Source organism: Longimicrobium sp., from assembly GCF_036399255.1.
GTDB lineage: Bacteria > Gemmatimonadota > Gemmatimonadetes > Longimicrobiales > Longimicrobiaceae > Longimicrobium.
In genome coordinates, this window is record NZ_DASWNM010000121.1 from 1 (window position 1) to 24542 (window position 24542).

Genomic DNA, 24542 nt, shown 5'->3' on the forward strand with positions numbered 1-24542 from the left:
CTTGCGGCTACGACACGGGCGGACAGGGCCAGTGCCGGAGCGGTGCAGCGGGGCACCAGCAGCAGACAGTAGATTTCTCAGTCGGCGCGCAGGATTTCGTGCGAGCCGATGGTGCGGTGTGGCGCCTCCTTCGAAATGACATCCGGGCGCGAGCGCAGGGATTCTTCAACACGCTCTGAGCTGAGGGAGCGCACCACGCGTAACAAGAAGCCACACAACCGCCTGCGCGCAACCGAAGGATCTCGTCCGACTTCGCGAAGGACTGTCCTCCGGGCGCGGCAGCCAGCCCCCGGTTCTGCCGGCGAGATCCTTCGGTCAGCGCCAAAGTCCATCGTACCTGCAGGTTGCGGAGCGGCGCCTCCCTCAAACCGATTCCACACAACCGCCTGCGCGCGACCGAAGGATCTGCTCTCCGGCGAGGTGGGGCCGGCTCCATGCCGTGGAACCAGCCCCTCGGTTTGTGCCAGCGAGGTCCTTCGGTCGGCGCCAAGGTACAAGTGTACAAGCGAGTTACAGGGCAGCGCCTCCCTCAGGAAGTCATCGCAGGGCGAGGTTTAGCAACACCCTCTCAGGAAGTCAATCGCAGGGCGAGGCTTGGCAACACCCTCTCAGGCGCGCACGTGACCAGGCCGGACACACCACCTGATGCGCGATCCCGAGAACCCTCCGCCCACGTCCATCGTCAGGGGGCGGCATGGGGCCAGACGCTGTCCTTTTCCGGAATGGGCATGAGGATGAGGCCAGTCTTTTCGCGGGATTCGGGATCGGCCGGGCGCGGTGATCGGAGCACCTGGACCCGCGCCGCCCTGCCTGCTACGCTCCCGCGGCGCAGGGGGGGAAGAAAATGGTTGCTTCAAAGGAGCGCGGGCATTATCCTCTGCTCGGCACCAAATCCAGGGTGCTGACCCCCGCCTGCCGCACCTCTCCCGTACGGCTCATCCGGCACACTCGTGCCCCACCTCGGCGCCCGCCCGGGCCCCGGTCCCCATCCGTGCCGACGACCGTACCTCCCCGGCAGGCGAACCCGCCTCCATTCAGCCGGGAGTACCCATCATGCGTCAGCCACAAAGAACCTTTCCGCGGATCTCCCTTGTTCTGCTGGCCGCCGCGCTGGCGGCGTGCGACCAGCAACGGCCCGGGCTTCCCACCGAGGCCCGCGCCGAGGTGGGCCAGGCGGCGCTGGCACCCCTGGTCGCGGCGGGGGCCGACTCGCTGCCCGGCCGCTACGTGGTCGTGCTGCACGGCGCCCAGGTGAGCACCGCCAGCGCGGTGGCGCGCGAGGTGGTGGCGGCGCACGGCGGCAAGGTGCATCAGACCTACGGCACCGCGCTGCACGGCTTTGCGGCCACGCTCACCCCCGCGGGCGTGGACGCCCTGCGGCGCGACCCGCGCGTGGCGTACGTGGCGCAGGACGGGCGGGTCCACACCACCGCCACGCAGACCGGCGCCACCTGGGGGCTGGACCGCGTCGACCAGCGCGGGCTTCCCCTCAACACCACGTACGTCTACAACCGCACGGGGAGCGGCGTGCGCGTGTACGTGCTGGACACCGGCATCCGCACCGCGCACGCCGAGTTCGGAGGCCGCGCCAGCGTGGGCACCGACTTCATCAACGACGGGCTGAACGGACAGGACTGCCGCGGGCACGGCACCCACGTGGCCGGCACCATCGCGGGAGCCACGTACGGCGTGGCCAAGGGCGCGCAGGTGATCTCGGTGCGGGTGCTGGACTGCACGGGCAGCGGCACGTGGTCCGGCGTCATCGCCGGCGTGGACTGGGTCACGGCCAACGCGCAGAAGCCGGCGGTGGCCAACATGTCGCTGGCGGGCGGCTACTACGCGCCCATGAACCAGGCGGTGCAGGCGTCCATCAGCTCGGGCGTGGTGTACGCCCTGGCGGCCAGCAACGACAGCGGCAACGCCTGCAACTACTCGCCGGCCAGCACGCCCAACGCCATCACGGTGGGCTCCACCACCAGCGGCGACGCGCGCTCCTACTTCTCCAACTGGGGAACCTGCGTGGACCTGTTCGCGCCGGGATCGGACATCACCAGCGCCTGGCACACCAGCAACACGGCCACCAACATCATCAGCGGCACCTCGATGGCCTCGCCGCACGTGGCGGGCGTGGCCGCGCTGTACCTGGAGGGCAGCCCCACGGCCACCCCCGCGACGGTGGCGGCGCAGATCGTCGCCACCAGCACGTTCGGGAAGGTGACCGACCCGGGCACCGGCTCACCCAACCGGCTGCTGTTCTCGCCGCTCACCCTTCCGGCGCCGGGCGCCACCATCGGGCTGAACCCCACGGCGCTCTCGTTCACCTTCGTGCGCCCCATCGCCGGCACGGCGGCGACGGAGGCGGCGAACGCGCCCGCGCAGTCGTTCCTGTCCGCGGGCGAGGGGCCGCCCAAGCCGGCGGCACAGCTGGCGGAGGGTGAGGAAGTGGGCGGCAGCAGCGTGCTTTCCAGCCGCGTGACCCTGTCGAACACGGGCACCACGCCGCTCAACTGGACGGCCGCGGGGAGCCTTCCCTGGCTGACGATGGACCCCGCCAACGGCCGGCTCACCGAGGGCTACACGGCCCTGCTGGGCGCCACGGTGAACTCCGCGTCGCTGGCGGCGGGCACCCACACGGGCACGCTGACGGTCTCGGACCCGCAGGCCACCAACGGCTCGGCGCAGGTGGCCGTGACCGTGAACGTGGTCACGCCCACCCTCCTGGCCGTGGGCACGCCGCGCACCGGGCTGTCGGGCATCAGCGCCAGCCAGCGGTTCTACGCGGTGCAGGTGCCCGCGGGGGCCACCAGCCTGACCGTGGCCACCAGCGCCGGCACGGGCGACGTGGACCTGTACGTGCGCTACGGCAGCGTCCCCACCTTTTCGCAGTACGACTGCCGCCCCTACATGGGCGGCAACGTGGAGAGCTGCCAGGTGGCCAACCCGCTGCCCGGCACCTACTACGTGATGCTGCACGGGTGGAGCGCCTACGCGGGCGTCACGCTGTCGGCCACCAGCGGCGGGCCGCCGGCCGCGCCGCTGAACCTGACGGCGGTGCCCGCCTCGGCCACGTCCATCCGGCTGGCATGGACGGACGCCAGCGTGAACGAGACCGGCTTCACCGTGTCGCGGCGCGCGCTCTCCTCCACCGGCGTGTGGAGCGCGTGGGTGGACGTCGGCGCACCGCCCGCCAACAGCGTGGTGTACAACAACATCTCGGGGCTCACGGCGGGGACGGTCTACCAGTACCGGCTGCGGGGATGCAACGCCGCCGGCTGCTCCGCCTGGGTGCAGACGGGCGACGTGAGCATTCCCACCGCGCCCCCTTCGGCGCCGTTCAACCTGGTCGCCGCCGTGGCCTCGGGGACGAGCGCCGCCGTCTCCTGGACGGACGGGAGCAGCGACGAGACGCTCTTCAGCCTGGCGCGCGCACAGCGCAACGCGGACGGCACCTGGCCCGCCTACACCCCCCTGACGTCGCTGGCGGCGAACGCCACCAGCTTCAACAACGCGGGGCTGGTGGCCGGCGGGGCCTACCGCTACCAGCTGCGGGCCTGCAGCCCGGCGGGGTGCTCCGCGTGGGCCACCAGCAACATCGTCACCCTGCCCACGGTCCCGGCGGCTCCGCCGGCGGTCACGGGGACGGTGCTGTCGGGAAGCAGCATCCGGGTGCAGTGGACCGACGGGAGCGCCAACGAGGCCTCGTTCGTCGTCTCGCGCGCGCCGGTGAGCAGCGCGGGCGTGGTGGGGGCGTTCGCCGACATCGCCACGCTGGCGCCCAACCAGGTGCTGTTCAACAACACCGGGCTGGCCGTGGGCGCGTACCGCTACCGCATCCGCGCCTGCAACGCGGCGGGCTGCTCGGTGGGCACCGTCAGCGCCACGCTGACCATTCCGCCGGTGCCGGCGGCGCCCGGAAGCCTGGCGGCCACCCCGCTCAGCGCCAGCCAGATCCGGCTGACGTGGACGGACCCGGGCGCGGTGGAGACGTCGTTCCAGGTGTACCGCGCGCTGCGCAACCCGGACGGCACCTGGCCCGCGTACGCCAGCATCGCCACGGCGGCGGCGAACACGGTGCTGTACACGAACACGGGGCTGCTGGCGGGCCGGGCGTACCGCTACCAGGTGCGCGCGTGCAACGTCTCCGGCTGCTCGGCGTTCGCCACCAGCGCCATCGTCAGCACGCCGGCCAGCTGACGCGGAAGGTCTCCGGCCCGGGAGCGCATCCCCGGGCCGGGCACCGTCCCCTCCACCTTCATGGCCGTTCGCATCATACCGCCGGACTCGATGCGCGGAGGCGCGGAGAAGCGTTCTCCGCGCCTTTGCGTTCCTTCGCAACGCCAGCTCCAGCAAAAGAATGTCTCACCCGGAGGGAGCAGAGGCCGCAGAGGGATGCGTTTCTCCGCGGCCTCTGCCTCCTCTGCGTGAGACAAGTCTCTCCGTGGACTCGGGATGGGCCCGCGGAGCGGGGCGCGCGCGAGGGGTGGATGGGCGCTCCTTGCGTGCGCGGCGGAACAAACCGTAGCTTCGGGCGGCTATAAGCGCCGGTCCTGGACGAGCAGCCCGCGTCCGGGACCGAAGCGTTCTTCCCGGCGGGGCCCGTGCGCCCCGCCGTGCCCGTTTTCAATCGGCAGGCACTGCCTCACTACCTGGCCCTCATGATGCGATTTTCGCGGACCGTCCTGCTGCTTGCGGTTGCCCTGGCGGCCGGCGCCCGCGCCACGGCGGCGCAGACCATTCCCTCGCCCTACGACTACGTGGAGCAGAGCCAGTCGGCGGGGCTCTTCGCGGGATACCTGATCACCGACCCCGACGTGGGGATCACCGACAGCACCTCGGCGGCCATGGCCCCGCGCTCCGCCCCCGTGTTCGGGGTGCGCTACCAGATCCGCGCGGCGGGCCCCCTTTCCGTCGTGGGAAGCGTGGGGATAAGCCCCACCACGCGCCGCCTGTACGACGCCGGCTTCAACGCCGACAGCACGCAGGTGCTGGCCGTGGACCTGGAAACCGAGGTTCCCGCGACGGTGGTGATGGCCGACCTGGCCCTGCTCTTTCACGTGACGGGGCCGCGCACCTGGAACGGCCTGGCGCCGTTCGTCTCGGCGTCGGGCGGGCTGGCGGGCGACCTGCGCGGCACGTTCGCGGAGGAGGAGGGGATCGACGACGCCGCGCTGTTCCGGTACGGCCCCGCCCTTGCGGTGGGGGCGTCGCTCGGGACCGACTGGTTTCCCAGGAGCAACGCCTCGCTCCGCGTAGAGGTGCAGGGCCGGCTGTCGCGGGTGGAGACGCCCGGCGGCTTTCTGACCGGCGCCAACGCCGAACGCAGCGAGTGGAACCCGGGGCTGGGGATCAGCGTGGGCGGGGCGATCCACTTCTAAAGCACACCGTCAGGGGGAGGGCCGCATGGCCGGCAGGTACACGGGGGACATCTTCGACTTTTCGGGGATGACGGACGACGAGCTGTACGACCTTGTGGTGCAGCAGCTGGGCGAGCACCCGGAGGTGGACGCGGGGTGGATCGACGTGCGCGTGCAGGACGGGCACGTGACGCTTTCGGGCCGCGTGGGCAGCGACAGCGAGGTCTCCGTCGCCGAGCAGGTGATCACCGAGATCCTGGGGCTGGAGGCGTTCACCAACGAGCTGGTGGTGGACGAGTTGCACCGCGGCGAGATGCCCGAGGCGGCGGACGACGCGGTGATGCAGGACATGGAGGTCGACGCGCAGTACGGTGAGAGCAACGAGAACCAGTCCGACACCGCCGCGCACCTGGTGGAGGACCTGGGCGCCCAGACCTACGGCACGCACAGCGTCACCGAGTCGGTGAACGACGGGGCCAGCTACAACCCGCCCGACAGGCCGATGGGCGAGGGGTACGGGTCGCGGGAGAGCCACTGATCAGGGAATAGGGAACAGGGAATAGCCTGCACGAGGAGCGGGTCCCGGCATCGCGCCGGGACCCGCTCTTATGTTCGGGCCCCTCCCCGGCCCCGCTCCCGGCCCCTCCCCCGTCGTTCCTCGCGGAGAGGAAAGAATTCGATCCCGCTCCGGCAGACGCCCGGTTGCACCCGCCGGCGCCCCCCTCCGGGTCGCATTACGATCATATCCGAGAGACCGCTCGATGCTCTGCAGCGCATCCTCGAGCGGAATCGCGTTGTCAGGGTTTCTTCGATGCTCCTCTGACCGGCGCGACAGTTCCCCGCGCTCCACTTCAGTCGGATGATTCGCGTCAGCTGCCGATTTTCTCGACCGCGATCTGCCTTTGTCTTCTTTGTCCATGATCAATTGTACAAACACAGAGGGGAAATGATCAAGCTCTCCCCTTCCTGTTCTTATCCACTGCGGCAAAAAGACTGATTCTCATGCAGAGAAAGCAGCGGAAGCGAGTCGTTTCTCTGCTTTGTGGATGCGGGATCAGCCTGCTTGTTCACGCACGCAGCAGAGCCAGCGGAAAGGTTTCCGCCGGCTCTGCTTTCGATCTCGAACGAGCTTCACGCCGCGACGGCGAGGCCCTGTTCAACGAGGGGGGCGGCGGACTCCGGCGGGAGCGGCTGGCCGGCGCGCAGGGCGCGGAAGGCGGCGGCGACGGCGGCGTCCAGCGGCGCCAGGCCGCGCTGCGCGCCGCGAAAGTCCACCAGGACGTGGTACTCGCCGGGCGCGGCGTGGTCGTACGGCAGCGGGCGCTTTTCGGCCAGCGCGCGCACCACGGCGAACGGCTCGCGCGTAAAGCGGGCGACGCCCACCAGCGGGTGCGGGCGCAGCGGCGCGTCGGGCCGCGCGCGCGCCGCGGCGTCGGCCACGGACTCGCGGGTGCGCTCGGGAGGCAGCAGCGCCAGCTCGTACGTTTCCATCTCCCAGTCCAGCACCTCGGCCAGCAGCGGCTCGTCCAGCGCGCCTTCACTGATGCGGCGGCGCAGGAACGCGGCAAAGCGGCGCATTTCGCCGGGCACGCCGCGCGGCACCCTGGGATTCTCGGCCCAGAACGCCTCGGCCACCTCGCGCAGGCGGTAGCCCAGCACGTGAAAGGTGCCGGGCAGCTGCGAGACCAGCGGCGACAGGCGGCCGTTGCGGTACAGCATGCAGTTCATCCGCATCCCCCGCTGGTCGGCCGCGCTGGCCAGCCGCCGCAGCTCCAGCGGCGTAAGGTCGTACGCCGCCAGCGCGGCGTGGCCTTCGTCCAGCACGCGCCGGCACAGCGCGGGCCGGGCGGCCATGTCGGCCATGGCGCGCTGGAACTGCGCGAGCGACATCAGCCCTCCGCGGCGGGGCGCCGGGCCCACGCCTGGCGGGCGCGCTCCAGCTCGCGCAGCACGCCGTCGTGGCCGCCCAGCGCCGGCAGGTAGTGGTCCTCGAACTCGAAGGTGATGCCGCACAGGTTGGGCGCGCGCTCCACCACCTCGTCCAGCAGGTCCCACACGGGCCCGGCCACCGGCCCGGCGTGCGAGTCGGTGTACATCCCCGCCATCTCGCTGCCGCCGGCGATGTGCACCTCGACCACGTTGCGCAGGTCCACCGCGGCCAGGAACGCGCGCGCGTCGAAGCCGTGGTTCACCGAGTTCACGTACACGTTGTGGATGTCCAGCAGCAGCCCGCACCCGCCGCGGTCGCACAGCCCGTCCAGGAACTCGGGCTCCGTCATCTCCTGCCCGGGCAGGTCCACGTAGTACACGTTGTTCTCCAGCAGAAACGGCACGGGGACGATCTCGCGCACCCGCCGCACCCGCTCGGCGACCATGTCCAGCACCTCGCGGTCGTAGGGCACGGGGATGGCGAGCCCCGCCTCTTCGCTGTGCGCGTCCATCCCGGGCAGGCGGTTGAACGACAGGTGGTCGCTGTGCCAGGGAAAGCCGTAGCGCGCCTGCCAGCGGGCCACCTGCTCCACGTGCTCCACGTCGAACAGGTCGGCGCTGCCGATGGAAAGCCCCACGGAGTGCCCCACGACGGGCTTGCGGGCGGCCACCCAGTCCAGCACCTCCACCTGCCGGTCGAAATCGCGAAAGCGCGGGCCCACACCCGGTCCGTCGTCCACCCAGAAGCGGTCGGGGACGATGGCCATGTAGTCCAGCGCGTCCACGTGCTCGCGGATGAAGCGCGGCAGCGAGGGCACGTACAGCAGCCCCACACCCAGCCGGGGCAGCGCTTCCAGGTGCGCGCGGGCGGGGGTCGGGGCGGCGAAGGTGGCGGCGTCCATGGCGGGCTCCATCCGAGTGCGGCGGCAGGATCGGAATGCGCGCCGCCGCCCGGCCCAAGGGGGACCGGGCGGCGGCGTTGCGGCTCAGTAGTTCGCGTCGATTGCGTCTTCGAAGCCCGGGTCGACCGGCTGAAAGCCCGACATGCAGGTGGGGCAGTTGGTCGGATCGACGGGCTCCTTGGGCTCGACGGGCTCGAACGGGACGAAGCTGGTGGCCATGGGGTTATCCTCGAAAAGGGGTTGGGGGGGTTGGATTGCACGACGAGGATAGCGGAATCCGCGAAATCAAGCAATACAGGCGCAAAAAGAAATACGTTCAGTACGGATGATCCGCACCCTCCGAACTCGGCAGGTCGGAGAATCTGCTCCTCGATTCCGGATCACCCCGCAAAAGCTGCTTTATAAACGCAATAAATATGGCGCAATGGAATCTATGCGATGCAGCAATGCCGGATGTCCGAGCGTATGCCGGGGGCTCCACCCGGGGAGCGGTGCGCGGCAGTGGAGGCAGGCCGGGACTACGGAGACAAAGCCGCCGCCCCGAATCAGCTTCGACTCGGGGCGGCGGCTTTGCACTCAGTACTTGGGATCGATCGCGTCCTCGTACGGCGGATCTACGGGCTGGAAGCCCGAGCGGCACGTGGGGCAGCTGGTCGGATCGATCGGATCGATCGGATCGTACGGGTCGGTGCTGGCGGCCATGGGATCCTCCGGGGTACGGGTGACGGACCGGCAGGTTGCACGTAGAGGATAGCGGCTCATTCCATTTATCGCAATACGTCGTAAAATGTTCACACCGGGTGCCGTCCGCGCGGCAGTACGAGCGCGGCTCGACTACGATCTGCTCGGGAGGAGGCAAAGCGGGCCTGCGGCAGATCGATACTTCTCCCAGTGTCCCCATAAGATCGAATCTGGCGATGAGGATCGTTCCTGGTGATGGGCATCCGACAACGTGGTGATCGAGCCTCACATCCGCGCCGATTCTCCTCTTGCCGCGCCTCCTCTCCGGGCGTAGATCCCCGCGATTCTCAGAAACCCGATCCGCAGTCCCTCTCAGCGCGCACCATGAGCACACCGCACCTGATCCTGTGGCGATGGGTGGACCGGCCGGGCCACGAGGCCGCCCGCCTGGAATTCGTGGAGGGCGAGTGGCACCTTCGCGGCGCGTCCGTGCTGCTGCACGAAACGCAGCCGGTGCGCCTGGACTACCACATCGTCTGCGACGCGGCGTGGCGCACGCGTAGCGCGCGAGTGAGCGGCTGGATCGGCGAGCGCGAGGTGAAGGCGCAGATTGAGGCGCGCGACGGGCGCTGGCGGCTGAATGGGGCGGAGGTGCCGGGGGTGGAGGGGTGCGTGGACGTGGACCTCAACTTCAGCCCGTCCACGAACCTGCTCCCCATCCGCCGGCTGGACCTGCGGATTGGGGAGGAAGGCGCGGTGGGCGCGGCGTGGCTGCGCTTTCCCGGCTTTCACCTGGAACGGCTGGAGCAGACCTATCGCCGCACGGGCGAGACGTCGTACCGCTACGAGAGCGCGGGCGGCGCTTTCGTCCGCGACATCGAGGTGAATCAGGCCGGGCTCGTCACGCGGTATCCCGACTTCTGGGAAGCGATCGGATGAGCCCGGCGCGCGAGAATCAGCTGCGCTTCATCCTGGTCTTCGTCGCGCTGTACGGCTGCATCCTGTTCCTCATCCGCCCCGATCCCACCCGTGCCCAGACGATCTTCCGCTTCGCTCTCATCGGCACCGGGACCGCGGGCGTGGTGTGGCTGCACGTGCGGAGAAGCGACACTTGAGGGGAAAGCCAGCACGATATACTTTGTAAGACAACGTCATACAAACACAGGAGGGAGTATGGCAACGGTCCTAACGGTGCGGCTGGACGACGAGCTTGAGGAAGAACTGGATCGCGCATGCGAGCGTTCAGGAAAATCGCGCAGCGAGATGGTACGAGACGCACTTCGCCGACAGATCCGCCTCAGTGAGTTTCTCGCCATGCGGCAGGAGATCATGCCGTTTGCCGAGGCTGCGGGATGGTTGACGGACGAGGACGTCTTCCGCGACGTGTCTTGAGGATTCTGACCGATACCAACGTCCTCGTGAGCGCTCTGGCAACACGAGGACTGTCTGCCGATCTCCTGCAGATCATTATCGCAGAGCACGAACTGCTCTGCGCGGAAGTCGTGCTGGTGGAACTGGAGCGGATTCTGACCCGAAAGCTCAAAGTCCCGCAGCCCGCTGTCGACCAGCAGATCTCCGCCCTTCGTCGTTACACCACGATCCCCGCCCCGCACGATCCCCGCCCGTATCTCGTGCGGGAGCCGGACGACAGCTTCGTGCTTGCTTCAGCGCTGCTTGGACAAGCGGACGTCCTTGTGACGGGTGACAAGGACCTGCTATCGATCAAGGATGAAGTGCGAGAGCTGGCCATCATGGATCCGCGCGCGCTGTGGCAGCTGCTGCGAGGGTCTCCGTGATCCAGCGTGACGTCGCGCTCGACGCGAGAAACCTGGGATGCTGGAGCGACGGCCGCGGCGGAGGGATGCGCCGCGGCCGTGTGCGTCAGTGCGCGTCCGGATCCTCGACCAGGTAGATGGGGGTAAGGTCCTGCCTGGTCGTGCCCACGGTGAGCTCGAACACGTAGGTGCCGGCGCGGGGAAAGATCAGCTGGTCGATGGGGATGGCCATCTGCGTGCGTGCCGGGCGGTGGATGGCGTACTGGTCTTCCACCTGCGTCTGCGCATTGATGGTGAGCACCGGCGCGCGGTCCGGGTCCAGCAGGTTCACGCTGAAGTCGATGGCGCCGCGCTCGGTGGCGTCCCACTCGATGGTGGTCACCAGCGTGAGCCGGTCCTGCTGCGCGGGAAAGCCGCGCGCGTACAGCTCGTGAAACACGCCGTGCACGTCCATGCGCCCATCGTTGCGCAGCTGGGCGTCTTCGGCGATGACGGAGTAGAGAACCTTCACGGTATCTTCCGGATCTTGTCGTTGAAAAGTGCGTTAGTGCGGGAGTGCGTTAGTGCGGGAGTGCGGGAGTGCGTTAGTGCGGGAGTGAACTGCGGATCAAGCCACTTCCGCACTCACGCACTACCGCACTAACGCACTTCAGAGCCGTACCCGCACCGCCTCCGCGTGCCCGAACAGGCCTTCGGACTCCGCGAGCCGGATCACGTCCTCCGCGTCGCGGCGCAGGCGGGCGGGCGACAGGCCGATCAGGCTGGTGCGCTTGACGAAGTCGTACACGCCCAGCGGGCTGGCGAACCGCGCCGTGCCGCCCGTGGGGAGCACGTGGTTGGGTCCCGCGAAGTAGTCGCCCATCGGCTCCGGGCTGCTGGCGCCCAGAAAGATGGCGCCGGCGTTGCGGATGCGCCCCGCCAGAAGCAGCGGCTGCTCCACCAGCAGCTCAAGGTGCTCAGGCGCGCGCAGGTCCGCCACCGCCGCCGCGTCCTCCAGCGAATCGACGATCACGATGGCGCCGTTGGCCTCCAGCGCCGCCCGGGCCACGTCGCGCCGCGGGTTGCGCTCCAGCAGGCGGTCGGTCTCGCCCGGGACCCGCGCGGCGAGCTCCGCGGACGTCGTCACCAGCCAGGCGATGGCGTCGGGGTCGTGCTCCGCCTGGCCGATCAGGTCCGCGGCGACGTGCACGGGATCGGCCGATTCGTCCGCGATCACCAGGATCTCGGAAGGGCCGGCCACCATGTCGATGTCCACCGCGCCGAACACCTGGCGCTTGGCCTCGGCCACCCACTTATTGCCGGGGCCCACGATCTTGTCCACGCGGCCGATGCTTTCCGTGCCGTACGCCAGCGCCCCCACCGCCTGCGCCCCGCCGATCCGCAGCACCTCGGTGACCCCCGCCACGTGCGCCGCGGCCAGCACCACCGGCAGCACCTCGCCGCCAGGCGTGGGCGTCACCATGGCGATCTCGTCCACCCCGGCCACGGAGGCGGGGATGGCGTTCATCAGCACGGAGGACGGATACGCCGCCCGCCCGCCGGGAACGTAGATCCCCACGCGCCGCAGCGGCGCCACGCGCTGCCCCAGCACCGTCCCGTCCGGGTCGATGTCCAGAAAGCCGTGCTCCCGCTGCCGCTCGTGAAAGCGGCGGATGTTCTCGGCCGCGCGCCGCAGCGAGTCCAGCAGCGCGGGATCGACGGACGCCGCCGCCTGTGCCAGCGCGTCGGCGCCGATGCGCAGCCCCGCCGCGCTCCCGGCGTCGAAGCGGTCGAAGCGCGCCGTGTACTCCAGCAGCGCCGCGTCGCCGCGCGCCGCCACGCCGCGCAGAATGCCGGCGACCGCGTCGCGCAGCGCCGGGTCGTCGGTGGATGCGGCCGCCGCCATCTCCCGCAGCTCGCGGAACGGCGGCGCCACGCGCAGGGTTCGGATATCGGGCAAAATCCGGAAAGTGCGTGAGTGCGTGAGTGCGTGAGTGCGTGAGTGAACGGCGGATCGAGCCACTTCCGCACTCACGCACTTCCGCACTCACGCACTGCGTTCAAGGGCGCCGGCCAGGTCCGCGATCAGCCGCTGGTGGTCTTCCAGCCGCAGCTTGTGGCTGGCGCGGTTCACGATCAGCCGCGCGCTCGACCTCGAGATCTCGTCCACCACCACCAGCCCGTTCTCCGCCAGCGTGCGGCCGGTCTGCACCAGGTCCACGATCCAGTGCGCCAGCCCCAGCAGCGGCGCCAGCTCCACCGAGCCCGAGATGTGGATGACCTCCACCTGCATTCCCCGGGCGGCGAAGTGCCGGCGCGCGCTCTCGTCGTACTTGGTGGCCACGCGGGGCATGCCGCCGCCGGGCAGGTGCGGATACGACGCGTCCCGCGGCGCCGCCACCGCCAGCGCGCACCCGCCAAAGCCCAGGTCCAGCGGCCGCAGCACGTCCGGCTCGCGCTCGTCCAGCACGTCGCTTCCCGCGACGCCCGCGTCCGCCACGCCGGCCTCCACGTACACCGGCACGTCGCCGCTCTTCACCGGCAGGAACTCGAAGCGGCCGTCCGCCGAGGGCAGGATCAGCCGGCGCGAGTCGCGGGCGGCCGGGTCGATGATGGAGCCGATGCGCTCGAACAGGAGCAGCGCCTCGTCCATCATCCGCCCCTTCGGAAGCGCGATGCGCAGCGGGCGGCTCACGAGGCCTCCCCCACCAGCTCGGCCAGCGCGTCCGTCTCCAGCGCAAAACCGACGGCGGGCCGGTCCAGCCCGTACAGCGCCATCAGCTCGTCGTAGCGCCCGCCGAACGCCACCGCGCGCCCCGCGCCCGCCACGAACACCTCGAACTGGATCCCCGTGTAGTAGCCCAGCCCGCGGATCTCGCCCAGGTCGTACACCACGTGCGCCCGCTCGTCCTCGGCCAGCAGCCCGTCGATGGCGCGCAGCCGCTCGATGGCCGCCTCGGCCTCGGGCCCCGAGGCCAGCGACCGCGCCCGCTTCAGCACCTCGCCCCGGCCGATGAGCTCCGGAAGCTCCACCAGCGCCCGCGCCACCGCGGCCGCCGCGCCATAGCGGCGGGCGGCCTCGGCCAGCGCCGCGCGGTCCTTGCGGTCGATGGCCGTCTGCAGCGCCTCGGCCTCGTCGGGCTGCAGGTTGGCCAGCAGCGGCCGCACGAAGCGGATGTCGCCCAGGTTGATCTGAAAGTCGCCGATCTCCAGCGCGCGCAGCAGGGCGATCACCATCCGCAGCACCTCCACGTCGGCCTCGGCCCCCGCGCTGCCGATGAGCTCGGCGCCCAGCTGAAAGGTCTCGCGCGCGTGCCCGCCGCCCTCGGGCCGCTGGCGGTACACCTTGCCGGCGTACGACAGCCGCAGCGGCGTCTCGGCGTCGCGCAGGCGCGTGCCGGCCATGCGCGCGATGGCGCTGGTGAAGTCGGCCCGCAGCGCCACCAGCCGCCCGTCGCGGTCCACGAAGCGGATGAGCTCGCTGGCCAGCTTGGTCCCCGCGCGGGTGAACACCTCCTCGTACTCGAAGGTGGGCGGAATGACCTCGCTGTATCCGCTCTGCTCCGCAAGGTCGAACCACACGCGCTGCACGCGCCGCCGGCGCCGTACGTCGGCAGCCAGCAGGTCCTGCGATCCGGGCGGCACCTGCGCCAGTCTGTTCGTGGGCATAGCCGGCAAAGATACCAGCCCCCCGCCGGAGCCGGCAATCCCGGTTGGGCAAAGCCTGTACGTGGTGCGAAGGATGGAACACCTGCCCCATTTGGCACGGTAGGTGCTACTGCCGTGGCACAGTTAGGTGAAGTACCGCAGGACTCACCTGGAAAATCGGAGAACGACCGTGGACATTCTGCTCATCATCGGCGTCGTGCTGCTGCTCGTGGCGCTATTGGGTGTGGGCGGTGTGATCGAGGCGCTGGGCAGCATTGCCTGGATCCTGCTCATCATCGCCGTGATCATCATCGCCTGGCGCGTCATCACCGGCCGTCGCCCGGTCTGACCCCTGCGCGAAGCGGGTACGTGAACGGCGGGCCTCTCTCGAGAGGCCCGCCGTTTCGTTACAGGGAATAGGGAATAGGTTACAGGTTACAGGTTACAGGGGACAGGTTACAGCGGGCGGGGTTCGGCGAGCGCTTCGAACAGCGCGCCGACTTCGGCGGGGTCGCGGAGATACGACGCCGCGGCGGATTCGGCGGAGGGCTGCTCGGCGATCAGGATGCCTTCCGCCCTCGGGCTCCAGTCACGCAGGGCGCGGAACGCGTCCTCGTCCGTGCGGTCGTCGCCAAGGTACAGGATGGGCGCGTCTCGCGGCGGCTGCATCTGCTCCAGCAGGAAGGTCACGGCCCTGCCCTTGTCCCATTCCACCCGCGGCCGCACCTCCAGCACCATCTTCCCCTCCGTCACCGCCAGTTCCGTCCTGCCGCCCGCCGCTTCCAGGACGATCTCGCGCACCTCCTCCGCGTGGTCGGGCGCCAGGCGGTAGTGGATGCTGAGCGTGAGCCCCTTGTCCTCCAGGAACGCCCCGTCCACACCCTCCAGCGCCGCCTCGACCGTCGCCGCCACGTCCTGCAGCGCGGGCCGGGCCGCCGCAGCTTCGGGATGAATGCGGTGCAGCCCCGCGCCCTCGATCTCCATCCCGTGGTTGCCGGCGTAGGCGATGCCGGGGATGGCCGCGCGCTCGCGCACGTCCGCCAGCCCGCGCCCGCTCACCACCGCCACCGTGACGCCGTCCATCGCCATCAGCCGCTCCAGCGCGCGGCGGGTGCGGTCCGGCATGGCCGCCATCTCCGGCCGGTCCACGATGGGCGCCAGCGTCCCGTCGAAATCCAGCATCAGGACCAGGCGCCCCGATGCGCGCCATGCATCCGTCCAGACCGGTACCCGTTCGAGTGCGTGCATAACGAAAAGTGCCAAGTGCCTAGTGCCAGTGCCGTGATCAGGGTTCGCTGCGACGGCCGGGGCCTCTCCCCGATCGGCCTTTCGCTCGTTCCTCGCGACGGCGGTCGACCCCTCCCCCAACCCCGGGCCCCAACCCCGGGGAAGGGGTTGTCCGTTATCTCCAGGCCCGTGCACACCCCAGCCCGGATTGGGTTATCCGCCGCCTCCAGGCCGGTGCACACCCCTCCCCCGCAGTTTGGGGGAGGGGTCGCCGCGAGCCGCGAGGAACGAGCGGCGAAGTCGGCGGGGGAGAGAGCCCCCCGCGGGCGCAGCTCTAAGCAATTCCGCGCGTCTCGCTCTCCTCGCGGTCAATCCCGCTATTCCCTGTTCCCTGTTCCCTGTTCCCTATTCCCTATTCCCTGCCCTTCCTGTAACCTGTCCCCTTCCTTCCCTTCACCAAACGCAACCACCCGGCCGCACAGCATGCCCTGGACCGACACCATCACCTTCGACGAGCGCGGCCTGGTGCCGGTCGTGGCGCAGGACGCACGCACGGGCGAGGTGCTCATGCTGGCGTGGGCCAACCGCGAGGCGCTGCAGCGCACGCGGGAAACCGGCCGCGCCCACTACTGGAGCCGGTCGCGGGCGGCGCTGTGGATGAAGGGCGAAACCAGCGGCAACGCGCAGGAGGTGGTGGACGTGCGCGTGGACTGCGACGCCGATGCCGTGCTGTACCGTGTGCGCCAGACCGGCCCCGCGTGCCACACCGGCGAGCGCAGCTGCTTCTACCGCGTCGCCGGGGACGAGCTGGCCGAAGCGCCCGATCCGCGCCACATGGTCACCCGGCTGGGCGAGATCATCGCGCGGCGCGAGCAGGAGCGGCCGGAGGGATCGTACACCACCTACCTGTTCGCCAAGGGCGCGGACAAGATCCTCAAGAAGCTGGGTGAGGAAACCGCGGAAACCATCATCGCCGCCAAGAACGGCGACAACGCCGAACTGCGCTCCGAGTCCGCCGACCTGCTGTTTCACCTGATGGTGCTCTGGCGCGCCCAGGGGCTGGACGCGGACCAGGTGTGGGGCGAGCTGGAACGCCGCTTCGGCGCGGTGCCGCGGCCGGAGCCCGGCCCCACGCGCGCCTCCGACGGCAGCTGACCGGCGGAAAACAAACGTGCCCAGCACCGGTCCTCGGCACTGGGCACTCGATACCTCGATACTGGGACCAGGCACCAGGTACTCCACCTTCGGTCCTGCCTCAGTCCCGCCCCGCCACCGCCAGCGGCACCTCGCGGTCCTGCTGCGGCGTCTGCCGCCGCGCGTCGCGCCGGGCCTCGTCGGCCGTCGTCCGCGGCGCGTCGTCGTCGCGCAGGGCCCGCGCCTCGGCCCGGCTGAACGCGGCGTCCAGGATCATCTCCGCCTCGCCGGGGTCGCACCATCCGCCGGTAAGGGGCTCGTCCCAGTCCACGTGCGACCCCGCCGGGCTGTACGGCTGCATCCAGTACATCCGCGTTCCCGTGCGGTCCCGCGCCTCCGCGATCAGCACCTGGCGGCTTCCCTGGCCGTCCGCGTCCATCTCGGCCTCCATCGCCAGCAGCAGGCAGTCCGGCTTCTTGGTGTGCGCGTAGCGGGCGATGGTCCCCGACAGGATCTCCGGCGGCACACCGCCCATCCCGTCCGGAACCGGGATGGCGACGGTGCGGAACTCGGGCGTCGCGTGCCCCGGCTTTTCGTGGACGCTTCGCAGGCGCGGCGGAATGTCCGCCCCCTCCAGCGCCGCGCGTCCCAGGTCTGTCCTCACCTCGTCAAGGAACCGTGTGGCCATGCCGAGCGTCCGCTCGATCTGCTGAATCCTGCTGCGCGCCACGGTACAACTCCCTGCAGTTGTGCGAACCACTTTGCGGCCGATCGGTAGCGCCTGCCGCGCCCCCGCCGCCGCCGTACCCCCGCCTGGCCCGCTATGCAAAGTGGGCGCCACTCGACAAAGCTTGTGCATCCCCGGGCGAGGGCCTGTTCCCGATTTGTCAGGATTTCTGCCGATTTCAGCAAAGATGAAGATATTTCAGCAGATGCGCGGATGATCTCCATCCACGCGGCGCGAGTGCGCGGGCAGACCGGGAGGACACGAAGCGGCGCCCCGGGAGCGATGAAAGCGGGTCCTTCGCCCGCCACGAGGAGGGAGGAAGCGAGCGTACGGGCGAGATGAAGGAAAAGTCCCGCGCGCCTGATCGAAATCACAGAAAGTGGCGGAACGTCAGTCTTGCGCCGCCTCGCGGATGGCGCGCAGGTGGCGGGGCCACACGGCCGTGGCGTAGTGCAGGAAGTTGGCGCGCTCCTCCGGCAGCTCCGCCAGAAAGGCCCACGCCGGCTGCGAGCCCTTGCGCGTGTTGCAGGCGCGGCAGGCGGTGACCAGGTTGCCCTCGGAGTTGTCGCCGCCCCGCATCCGCGGCTGCACGTGGTCCAGCGAAAGCTGCTCCGCGGGAAACGGAACGCCGCAGTACACGCAGCGGTACCCGTCCCGCTTGAAGATCCGGTCGCGCAGGGGAACGTCGATCGGCTCCGGGCTCATCCCTCCACCACCTCGTACCCCGCGGCGGTCAGGCGGGCCACGATCTCGCCCACGTGCGGACGGCCGCGCGTCTCCAGCGTCAGGTCGATCTCCGCCTCGGTGACCCACAGGTCGGCCATGGCGCGGTTGTGGTCCAGCTTCTGGATGTTGGCGCCCGTCTCCGCCAGCAGCGCCGTAAGGGTCGCCAGCGTTCCCGGCCGGTCGTTGACCCGCACCCGCAGGTGCGCGCGCCGGCCGTCCTGCACCAGCCCGCGCTCGATGATGCGCGACATCAGCGTCACGTCGATGTTGCCGCCGCTCAGCACCATCACCACGTTCTTTCCCGCCAGCCCCGCGATGTGCCCGTTCACCACGGCCGCCACCGTCGTGGCGCACGCCGCCTCCACCACCGTCTTTTCGCGCTCCAGCAGCAGCAGCACCCCGGCGGCGATCTCTTCCTCGCTCACCGTCACCAGCTCGTCCACGTAGCGCTCGATGTGCGGAAAGGTCACTTCGCCGATCTTCCGCACCGCGATCCCCTCGGCGATGGTCTCCGCGGGGGGGATGACGATGGGCCGGCCGGCCTCGCGCGCCCGCAGCGCCGCCGGCAGCACGGCCGATTCCACGCCCACGATGCGCACCTCGGGGCGGATCTCCTTGATGGCCAGCGCGATCCCCGAGATGATGCCGCCGCCGCCCACGCCGCACACCACCACGTCCAGGCCGGGCACCTGCTCCAGCAGCTCCAGCCCGATGGTGCCCTGCCCCGCGATGATCGCCGGGTCGTCGAAGGGGTGGATGAGCGTCTGCCCCTCTTCGGCCTGGATGCGCAGCGCCTCGGCCATGGCCTCGTCGTAGACGGAGCCGTGCAGAACCACGCGCGCGCCGTACCCCCGCGTGGCCATCACCTTGACCAGCGGCGTGCGCTCGGGCATCACGATGGTCGCGGGAATGCCCAGCCGCGCCGCGTGGTAGGCCACCCCCTGCGCGTGGTTCCCCGCGCTGGCCGCGATCACGCCGCGGGGCCGGTCCTGGTCCGAGAGCAGCAGCATGCGGTTCAGCGCGCCGCGCTCCTTGAAGCTGCCGGTGCGCTGCAGGTTCTCGAACTTGAACCAGGCGTGCCCCCCGAACATCTCGCCGAACGTCTCGGACGGCGTGCAGGGGGTGAGCACCACCCGGCCCGCAATGCGGTCGCGTGCGTCGCGGACGTCCTGAAGGGTGACCATGCGGTGGCGATATAGAGCCGGAGTGGACAGAATGGTTGCCATCGTGAACGCAATGTGATAACCTCCCGTCGCGGCGGGGGCAAGCTGGCCTGCCGGACCGCTCCCCAGGGGACGAAGCGAGAGATGCGGCTGCCGTGACGCCGGAGGACTCCACGATCGCCGCGCTGGCCGGTGCACTCGCCGCGCGCACGTTCACGGAGCCGCCGCACGATCCCGGCCTGCCGCGCGCCGCCGTCGCCGTGCTGCTGCGCCCCGGGCCCGAGGGTCTGGAGCTGCTGCTCATCCGCCGCGCCGAGCGCGAGGGCGACCCCTGGTCCGGGCACGTGGCGCTCCCCGGCGGGCGCGAGCAGGCCGAGGACGCCGGCCCCGCCGCCACCGCCGCGCGCGAGACGCACGAAGAGGTGGGGATCGACGTGGCCGCGGGCGGGCGGCTGCTGGGGGCGGTGGAGCCGGTGTGGCCGCAGTCCTCGCGGGCGCCGCGCATCGCCGTTCGCCCGTTCGTCTTTGCCGTGCCGGCGGACGCGGAAGCCGTGCCCAACGAAGAGGTGGACGCGGCTGTCTGGGTACCCGTGCACGAGCTGCTGCACCCGGGCGCCGTCACCGAGTTCCTGTTCGAGATGGAAGGCGTCGAGCCCATGCGCTTTCCGGCCTTCGATGCGCGCGGGTACGTGGTGTGGGGCCTTACGCACCGCATCCTGACCACGTTCCTGGGCATCTACGCGCAGGTCGTGGACGCGGCGGGGGAGTAGACCCGGCGGGGGATCACGGATCCGGCGCTTCGGCGGGCCGCGTTCCGGAGCGAATGAATTCGCCGCTGGAAGAGCGCGAAGTCCGCCTTCGCGGACTGTGGGCTGAGATCGGGATGGTTCGGCCGGCGCCGGTGCCGCCCCTCCCCGGCCCTCCCCCGCAAACTGCGCGGGGAGGTGACGCGAGAGACAGGCTCTCCGGAGCAGGATCGAATTCTCCCTCTCCGCTAGGAACGAGCGGGGAGGGGCCCCGCGCCGACGCAGTGCAACGCACTTCGAAGCGCTTCGATCTCCGCGGCAACCCCAACCTCCCCCAGCAGTTTTGGGGGAGGTGGCGAGCCTAAGCGAGCCGGAGGGGGCGCCCGCGGCTCGCACCGGGCCTTCCGGAGCGCAACGGAACCGCCCGCACCACTGACGTTCGCCTGACAGAGACATGCCCCGCGAGCCGTTCACGCTGCAGCTGACCACGCGGCAGGCCCAGGCGCTCCGCGCCCTGGCCACGCTCGAAGACCTGCCGCCCGAAGTGTACGCGGCGGAAGTGCTGACCAAGCACCTGTACCACGCCTACACCCCCGACGTGCAGCGCGCCGCCGACGCTCGCGACGGACAGCAGCAAACCTGACAAGAGCCGGAACCGATCAATGGACGACCACTCCTTCAGCTTCCTCAGGAACCTGCTCGACGCCCCCGCCCCATCGGGGTTCGAGACCGCCGCCGCCCGCGTGTGGCGCGCCGAGGCCGAGACCTTCGCGAACGACGTGGACGTGGACGTCGCCGGCAACTCGTACGCGAGCATCGGCACGGCAGACGGGCCGCGCATCATGCTGGCCGGCCACGTCGACGAGATCGGGGTGATGGTCACGCACGTGGACGACGAGGGGATGCTGTACATCGACGGCATCGGCGGGTGGGACCCGCAGGTGCTGGTGGGCCAGCGCATCCGCTTCCTTACCCGCAAGGGCGACGTCGTCGGCGTGGTAGGCAAAAAACCCATCCACCTGATCAAGCCCGAGGAAAAGGAAAAGGCCGTCAAGATGACGGACCTGTGGGTGGACATCGGCGCCCGCGACCTGGACGACGCCGCCGGCCGGGGCGTGCGCGTGGGCGACCCCGGCGTGGTGGACGCCGGGCTCATCGAGCTGGGCAACCGGATGATCGCCAGCCGCGCGGTGGACAACCGCATCGGCGCGTACGTGGTGCTCGAGGTGCTCCGCGAGCTGTCAAAGGGCGATATGCCGGCCGCGCAGGTGACGGCCGTCGCCACCACGCAGGAAGAGATCGGCTACAGCGGCGGCGGCGCCCGCCCCTCCGCCTTCCGCGTCGATCCCAGGCTGGCCGTGGTGGTGGACCTGACGTTCGCCACCGACGCGCCGGGGGTGGAAAAGAAGCAGCTGGGCGACCACAAGCTGGGCAGCGGGCCGGTGCTTTCGCGCGGCTCGTCCATCCACCCCATGATGTTCGAGCGGATGGCCGAGACGGCGGAGCGCGAGGGCATACCCTACACCATCCAGGGCAGCCCCCGCCTCACCTCCACCGACGCCGACGCCATCTACCTGCAGCGCCTGGGCGTGGCCACGTCGGTGATCTCGGTGCCCAACCGCTACATGCACAGCCCCAACGAAGTGGTGTCGCTGGATGACGTCGACGCCACCGTAAAGCTGATCGCCGCCTTCTGCCGCGCCATCCGCGCCGAGGACGACTTCATCCCCCGCTGAGGGTGAGCGGGTGAACGGGTGAGCGGGTGATGAAGGGGCCCGCCTCCAGACTGGAGGCGGGCCCCTTTTGTGCACAAAAACACACGCCCCGCGCCTGTCATTCCGAGGCCCAAGCCACCCGTTGCCATCCCTCGCACAACAGGTCGCAGGGCTGAGGAATCTACTCTCGGCCTCCTGGAAGGCGGCCGCGGCAACCCGCGCCACAGCCGCGGCTACACCGGTGCTGGACGATGCCCGGCCGGGGGGACGCCGCAAGTCCTGCGTGGTCCAGGAGGCCCCCAGCACACCGACGGTAGATTCCTCAGTCGGCGCCACAGGCCTGCGCGATGGCAGGCACCGTCCGGCGCCTCCTTCGGAATGACAGATCAGCTCAGTTCTTGCCGAGACAAGGCTGTCATTCCGAGGCCCGGCCACCCGTCGCCGTCCCTTCGCGCAACAGGTCGCAGGGCCGAGGAATCTACTCTCGGCCTCCTGGAGGGCGGACGCGGCAGCCCGCGCCACAGCCGCGGCTACACCGGTGCCGGACGATGCCCGGCCGGGGGACGCCGCAAGTCCTGGGTGGTCCAGCAGGCCACCAGCACACCGACGGTAGATTCCTCAGTCGGCGCCACAGGACTGCGCGATGGCAGGCACCGTCCGGCGCCTCCTTCGGAATGACAGACGCGGACGCGGAAGCATTGTTTGCCGCGCCTCCGATGTGCGCGCAGCGCCCATGGGGTTGAAGCCCCGCCGGGCGAGCTCCGCGAGCCCAGGGCGGGGCTTGTGGCAGTTCCAGCCGCGGGCTTTAGCCCGTGGCGATCGGGGCCCGTTGCCGGCTTGGCCTCATCCCTCTACAATCCCTGCACGCGAATCGGCGCGCCGCACACCATGCCCGGGAGGTCCGTTGTACACGGTGGATGAGACCGTCATGCGCGCGCCGGTGGAGGCGTGCTTCAACGCGGGGGCGGACGTGGAGCGGTGGCCCGAGCGGCTGCCGCACTACCGCTGGGTACGGTTCCAGCGCAGGGACGGCTTCGGCACGGGGCTGGTGGAGATGGCGGCGCGGCGCAGCTTCGGGCCGCTGCAGTATCCCGTCTGGTGGGTTTCGGAGATGCACCTGGATCCCGCGCGCCCCGCCGTCCTCTATCGTCACGTGGACGGCATCACCACCGGCATGGACGTGGAGTGGACCTTCGAGGACGCGGGCGGCGGAAACACCCGCGTCCGCATCGTCCACGACTGGAAGGGGGGGCCGGCGTGGCCGCTTCCCGGCATCGGCCGGCGGGCGATCGCCGACGCGGTGATCGGCCCCGTGTTCATTCACCACGTGGCCAGCCGCACGCTGGCCGGCATCAAGCGGTACGTGGAGCGCCGATGACGCGCACCTCGGCCGCGGTCCGGTGTACAGGGCGGCGGATGACCCCAAGGGTGGGCGCGGGAGCGGTGGAATCCCCTCCCGCGCCCCTGTTTTTCTGGATGACCATGAGCGGTTCTCGATGACGGATATCAGCCACCCCGCCGGCCTGCGCCGCGTCGCCATCACCGGCATCGGGTGCGTGACGCCCATCGGCACGGGCGTGGAGGGGCTGTGGGACGGGCTCCGCCGCCGCCAGTCCGCCGTGCGGAAGATCGACCGCTTCGATCCGTCGCCCTTTCGCTCGCAGATCGCCGCGCAGGTGGACGGCTTCGAGCCCACCGACTACATGGACCGCAACCGCGCGCGCCGCACCGAGCGGTACGCGCAGTTCTCCATCGCCTCCGCGCGGCTGGCGCTGGACGACGCCAGGCTGGACCCCGCGTCGCTCGATTCGGATCGCGCCGGGGTGCTGATCGGCAGCGCGCTGGGCGGCGTGGCGTACGGCGAGGGGCAGTTCACCAACTACGTGCACAAGGGCGTCCGCGGCGTGGACCCCATGCTGGCGCTGGCGGTGTTCAACGGCGCGGCCAGCTGCAACGTGGCCATCGAGTTCGGCCTTACCGGCATCAACTCCACCAACGGGATGAGCTGCGCGTCCGGCGCCATCGCGGTGGGCGACGCGTGGCGCGCCATTCGCCTGGGCGAGGTGGACGTGGTGCTGGCGGGCGGCGTGGAGACGCCGCTGGCGCCGCTGTGCTACGGCGCGTTCTCCATCATCCGCGCCATGTCCACCCGCAACGACGACCCCGCGCACGCGTCGCGCCCGTTCGACGCGCACCGCGACGGGTTCGTGATGGGCGAGGGCGCGGCCATCCTGGTGATGGAGGAGATGGAGGCCGCCCGGGCCCGCGGCGCGCGCATCTACGCCGAGGTGCTGGGGTACGGCACCAGCAACGACGCGCACCACATGACGGCGCCGCGCCCCGACGGCGCGCAGGCGGGCCGCGCCATCCGCGACGCGCTGCGCACCGGCGGCCTGCGGCCCGAGGACGTGGAGGTGATCAACGCCCACGCCTCGTCCACGCCGCTCAACGACAGCACCGAGAGCCAGACGCTGCGCCGCGTGTTCGGCGAGCACGCGGACGCGCTCAAGGTCAGCGGCACCAAGGGGTACCACGCGCACTGCCTGGGCGCCACGGGCGCCATCGAGGCGGCCATCAGCGCGCTCACCATCCAGCGCGGCTGGGTTCCGCCCACGCTGAACCTGGAAACCGCCGGCGACGAGTGCGACCTGGACTACGTGACCGGCGAGGGGCTGGACATGCCCGTGCGGCGCATCGTGAGCAACAGCTTCGGCTTCGGCGGGATCAACGCGTCGCTGGCGTTTGGCGCGGTGGAGTGAGGGGGAACGGCAGGGAATAGGGAACAGGGAATAGGGAATAGCCTGCAACTGCGTGCGCGGTTGCAGGCTGTTTCGCG

General features: G+C 70.3%; 26 protein-coding genes. 14 read left to right on the forward strand and 12 right to left on the reverse strand.

Features of this window, described 5'->3' with window-relative positions; genetic code table 11:
- The first annotated feature begins 1053 nt into the window (after positions 1-1053).
- The 3 genes from VGC13_RS21890 to VGC13_RS21900 all read left to right on the forward strand — a co-directional run bounded on the left by VGC13_RS21890 (position 1054) and on the right by VGC13_RS21900 (position 5892).
- Positions 1054-4194 (forward strand): S8 family serine peptidase, encoded by a 3141-nt coding sequence (locus tag VGC13_RS21890; RefSeq protein WP_331127424.1) that lies wholly within the window; start codon positions 1054-1056, stop codon positions 4192-4194.
- A gap of 464 nt (positions 4195-4658) precedes the next feature.
- On the forward strand, positions 4659-5375 hold the full coding sequence (locus tag VGC13_RS21895) for a hypothetical protein (RefSeq protein WP_331127425.1): 717 nt from the start codon (positions 4659-4661) through the stop codon (positions 5373-5375).
- 25 nt (positions 5376-5400) lie between these two features.
- Entirely contained in the window at positions 5401-5892 is a 492-nt protein-coding gene (locus tag VGC13_RS21900; protein ID WP_331127426.1) for a BON domain-containing protein, read from the forward strand.
- 593 nt (positions 5893-6485) lie between these two features.
- Here the strand turns inward: VGC13_RS21900 and VGC13_RS21905 are convergent.
- The 4 genes from VGC13_RS21905 to VGC13_RS21920 all read right to left on the reverse strand — a co-directional run bounded on the left by VGC13_RS21905 (position 6486) and on the right by VGC13_RS21920 (position 8887).
- Positions 6486-7244 carry a hypothetical protein gene (locus VGC13_RS21905; protein ID WP_331127427.1) on the reverse strand — a complete coding sequence of 253 codons (759 nt, stop codon included), beginning with the start codon at positions 7242-7244 and terminating at the stop codon, positions 6486-6488.
- Complete coding sequence (locus tag VGC13_RS21910; RefSeq protein ID WP_331127428.1) at positions 7244-8185, reverse strand: DUF692 domain-containing protein; 942 nt, start codon at positions 8183-8185, stop codon at positions 7244-7246. The genes VGC13_RS21905 and VGC13_RS21910 overlap by 1 nt, the downstream gene beginning before the upstream one ends.
- An 84-nt stretch (positions 8186-8269) precedes the next feature.
- Positions 8270-8404, reverse strand: a complete 135-nt coding sequence (locus tag VGC13_RS21915) for a hypothetical protein (protein WP_331127429.1) — start codon at positions 8402-8404, stop codon at positions 8270-8272.
- Between the two features lie 357 nt (positions 8405-8761).
- Positions 8762-8887: a hypothetical protein gene (locus tag VGC13_RS21920; protein WP_331127430.1), complete on the reverse strand. Its 126-nt coding sequence runs from the start codon at positions 8885-8887 to the stop codon at positions 8762-8764.
- Positions 8888-9250: 363 nt separating this feature from the next.
- Between VGC13_RS21920 and VGC13_RS21925 the strand changes: the two genes are divergently transcribed.
- The 4 genes from VGC13_RS21925 to VGC13_RS21940 are packed head-to-tail and all read left to right on the forward strand — an operon-like array spanning position 9251 to position 10662.
- A complete protein-coding gene (locus VGC13_RS21925; RefSeq protein WP_331127431.1) occupies positions 9251-9805 on the forward strand; it encodes a putative glycolipid-binding domain-containing protein in 555 nt (184 codons plus the stop codon).
- Positions 9802-9981 carry a hypothetical protein gene (locus VGC13_RS21930; RefSeq protein WP_331127432.1) on the forward strand — a complete coding sequence of 60 codons (180 nt, stop codon included), beginning with the start codon at positions 9802-9804 and terminating at the stop codon, positions 9979-9981. Before VGC13_RS21925 ends, VGC13_RS21930 begins: the two co-directional genes overlap by 4 nt.
- Before the next feature lie 58 nt (positions 9982-10039).
- Positions 10040-10258: a YlcI/YnfO family protein gene (locus VGC13_RS21935; protein WP_331127433.1), complete on the forward strand. Its 219-nt coding sequence runs from the start codon at positions 10040-10042 to the stop codon at positions 10256-10258.
- Positions 10255-10662, forward strand: a complete 408-nt coding sequence (locus tag VGC13_RS21940) for a putative toxin-antitoxin system toxin component, PIN family (RefSeq protein WP_331127434.1) — start codon at positions 10255-10257, stop codon at positions 10660-10662. The genes VGC13_RS21935 and VGC13_RS21940 overlap by 4 nt, the downstream gene beginning before the upstream one ends.
- An 85-nt stretch (positions 10663-10747) precedes the next feature.
- Here the strand turns inward: VGC13_RS21940 and VGC13_RS21945 are convergent, their stop codons facing one another.
- From VGC13_RS21945 to hisZ, 4 genes are all read right to left on the reverse strand, one after another.
- Positions 10748-11152, reverse strand: a complete 405-nt coding sequence (locus VGC13_RS21945; RefSeq protein WP_331127435.1) for a DUF6941 family protein — start codon at positions 11150-11152, stop codon at positions 10748-10750.
- Between the two features lie 138 nt (positions 11153-11290).
- Positions 11291-12526 (reverse strand): histidinol dehydrogenase, encoded by a 1236-nt coding sequence (hisD, locus tag VGC13_RS21950; RefSeq protein WP_414683010.1) that lies wholly within the window; start codon positions 12524-12526, stop codon positions 11291-11293.
- Positions 12527-12667: 141 nt separating this feature from the next.
- A complete protein-coding gene (gene hisG / locus VGC13_RS21955) occupies positions 12668-13315 on the reverse strand; it encodes an ATP phosphoribosyltransferase (RefSeq protein ID WP_331127437.1) in 648 nt (215 codons plus the stop codon).
- A complete protein-coding gene (hisZ, locus tag VGC13_RS21960; RefSeq protein WP_331127438.1) occupies positions 13312-14289 on the reverse strand; it encodes an ATP phosphoribosyltransferase regulatory subunit in 978 nt (325 codons plus the stop codon). The genes hisG and hisZ overlap by 4 nt, the downstream gene beginning before the upstream one ends.
- A gap of 169 nt (positions 14290-14458) precedes the next feature.
- Here hisZ and VGC13_RS21965 point away from each other — a divergent pair, with 169 nt between their 5' ends.
- Positions 14459-14617, forward strand: a complete 159-nt coding sequence (locus tag VGC13_RS21965) for a hypothetical protein (RefSeq protein ID WP_331127439.1) — start codon at positions 14459-14461, stop codon at positions 14615-14617.
- 107 nt (positions 14618-14724) lie between these two features.
- On the opposite strand, the gene otsB is transcribed toward VGC13_RS21965, so the two are convergent.
- Positions 14725-15516, reverse strand: coding sequence for a trehalose-phosphatase (gene otsB / locus VGC13_RS21970; RefSeq protein WP_331127440.1), 792 nt, complete (start codon positions 15514-15516; stop codon positions 14725-14727).
- A 462-nt stretch (positions 15517-15978) separates the two neighbouring features.
- On the opposite strand from otsB, the gene hisIE reads away from it, so the two are divergent.
- Positions 15979-16650 (forward strand): bifunctional phosphoribosyl-AMP cyclohydrolase/phosphoribosyl-ATP diphosphatase HisIE, encoded by a 672-nt coding sequence (hisIE, locus tag VGC13_RS21975; protein WP_331127441.1) that lies wholly within the window; start codon positions 15979-15981, stop codon positions 16648-16650.
- A 100-nt stretch (positions 16651-16750) separates the two neighbouring features.
- Here hisIE and VGC13_RS21980 read toward each other — a convergent pair whose 3' ends face one another.
- The 3 genes from VGC13_RS21980 to VGC13_RS21990 all read right to left on the reverse strand — a co-directional run bounded on the left by VGC13_RS21980 (position 16751) and on the right by VGC13_RS21990 (position 19266).
- Positions 16751-17359 (reverse strand): hypothetical protein, encoded by a 609-nt coding sequence (locus VGC13_RS21980; RefSeq protein ID WP_331127442.1) that lies wholly within the window; start codon positions 17357-17359, stop codon positions 16751-16753.
- A gap of 387 nt (positions 17360-17746) precedes the next feature.
- On the reverse strand, positions 17747-18061 hold the full coding sequence (locus VGC13_RS21985; protein ID WP_331127443.1) for an HNH endonuclease: 315 nt from the start codon (positions 18059-18061) through the stop codon (positions 17747-17749).
- Positions 18058-19266, reverse strand: a complete 1209-nt coding sequence (locus VGC13_RS21990; RefSeq protein WP_331127444.1) for a threonine ammonia-lyase — start codon at positions 19264-19266, stop codon at positions 18058-18060. Before VGC13_RS21990 ends, VGC13_RS21985 begins: the two co-directional genes overlap by 4 nt.
- A gap of 134 nt (positions 19267-19400) precedes the next feature.
- Between VGC13_RS21990 and VGC13_RS21995 the strand changes: the two genes are divergently transcribed.
- The 5 genes from VGC13_RS21995 to fabF all read left to right on the forward strand — a co-directional run bounded on the left by VGC13_RS21995 (position 19401) and on the right by fabF (position 24465).
- Entirely contained in the window at positions 19401-20015 is a 615-nt protein-coding gene (locus VGC13_RS21995; protein WP_331127445.1) for a CoA pyrophosphatase, read from the forward strand.
- Between the two features lie 430 nt (positions 20016-20445).
- The gene (locus tag VGC13_RS22000; protein ID WP_331127446.1) at positions 20446-20634 is read left to right on the forward strand and encodes a hypothetical protein; all 189 of its coding nucleotides are present in this window, start codon (positions 20446-20448) and stop codon (positions 20632-20634) included.
- A gap of 19 nt (positions 20635-20653) precedes the next feature.
- A complete protein-coding gene (locus tag VGC13_RS22005) occupies positions 20654-21727 on the forward strand; it encodes a M42 family metallopeptidase (protein ID WP_331127447.1) in 1074 nt (357 codons plus the stop codon).
- An 892-nt stretch (positions 21728-22619) separates the two neighbouring features.
- Complete coding sequence (locus tag VGC13_RS22010) at positions 22620-23084, forward strand: type II toxin-antitoxin system RatA family toxin (RefSeq protein ID WP_331127537.1); 465 nt, start codon at positions 22620-22622, stop codon at positions 23082-23084.
- Between the two features lie 118 nt (positions 23085-23202).
- Positions 23203-24465 carry a beta-ketoacyl-ACP synthase II gene (fabF, locus tag VGC13_RS22015; RefSeq protein WP_331127448.1) on the forward strand — a complete coding sequence of 421 codons (1263 nt, stop codon included), beginning with the start codon at positions 23203-23205 and terminating at the stop codon, positions 24463-24465.
- Positions 24466-24542: the final 77 nt, after the last annotated feature.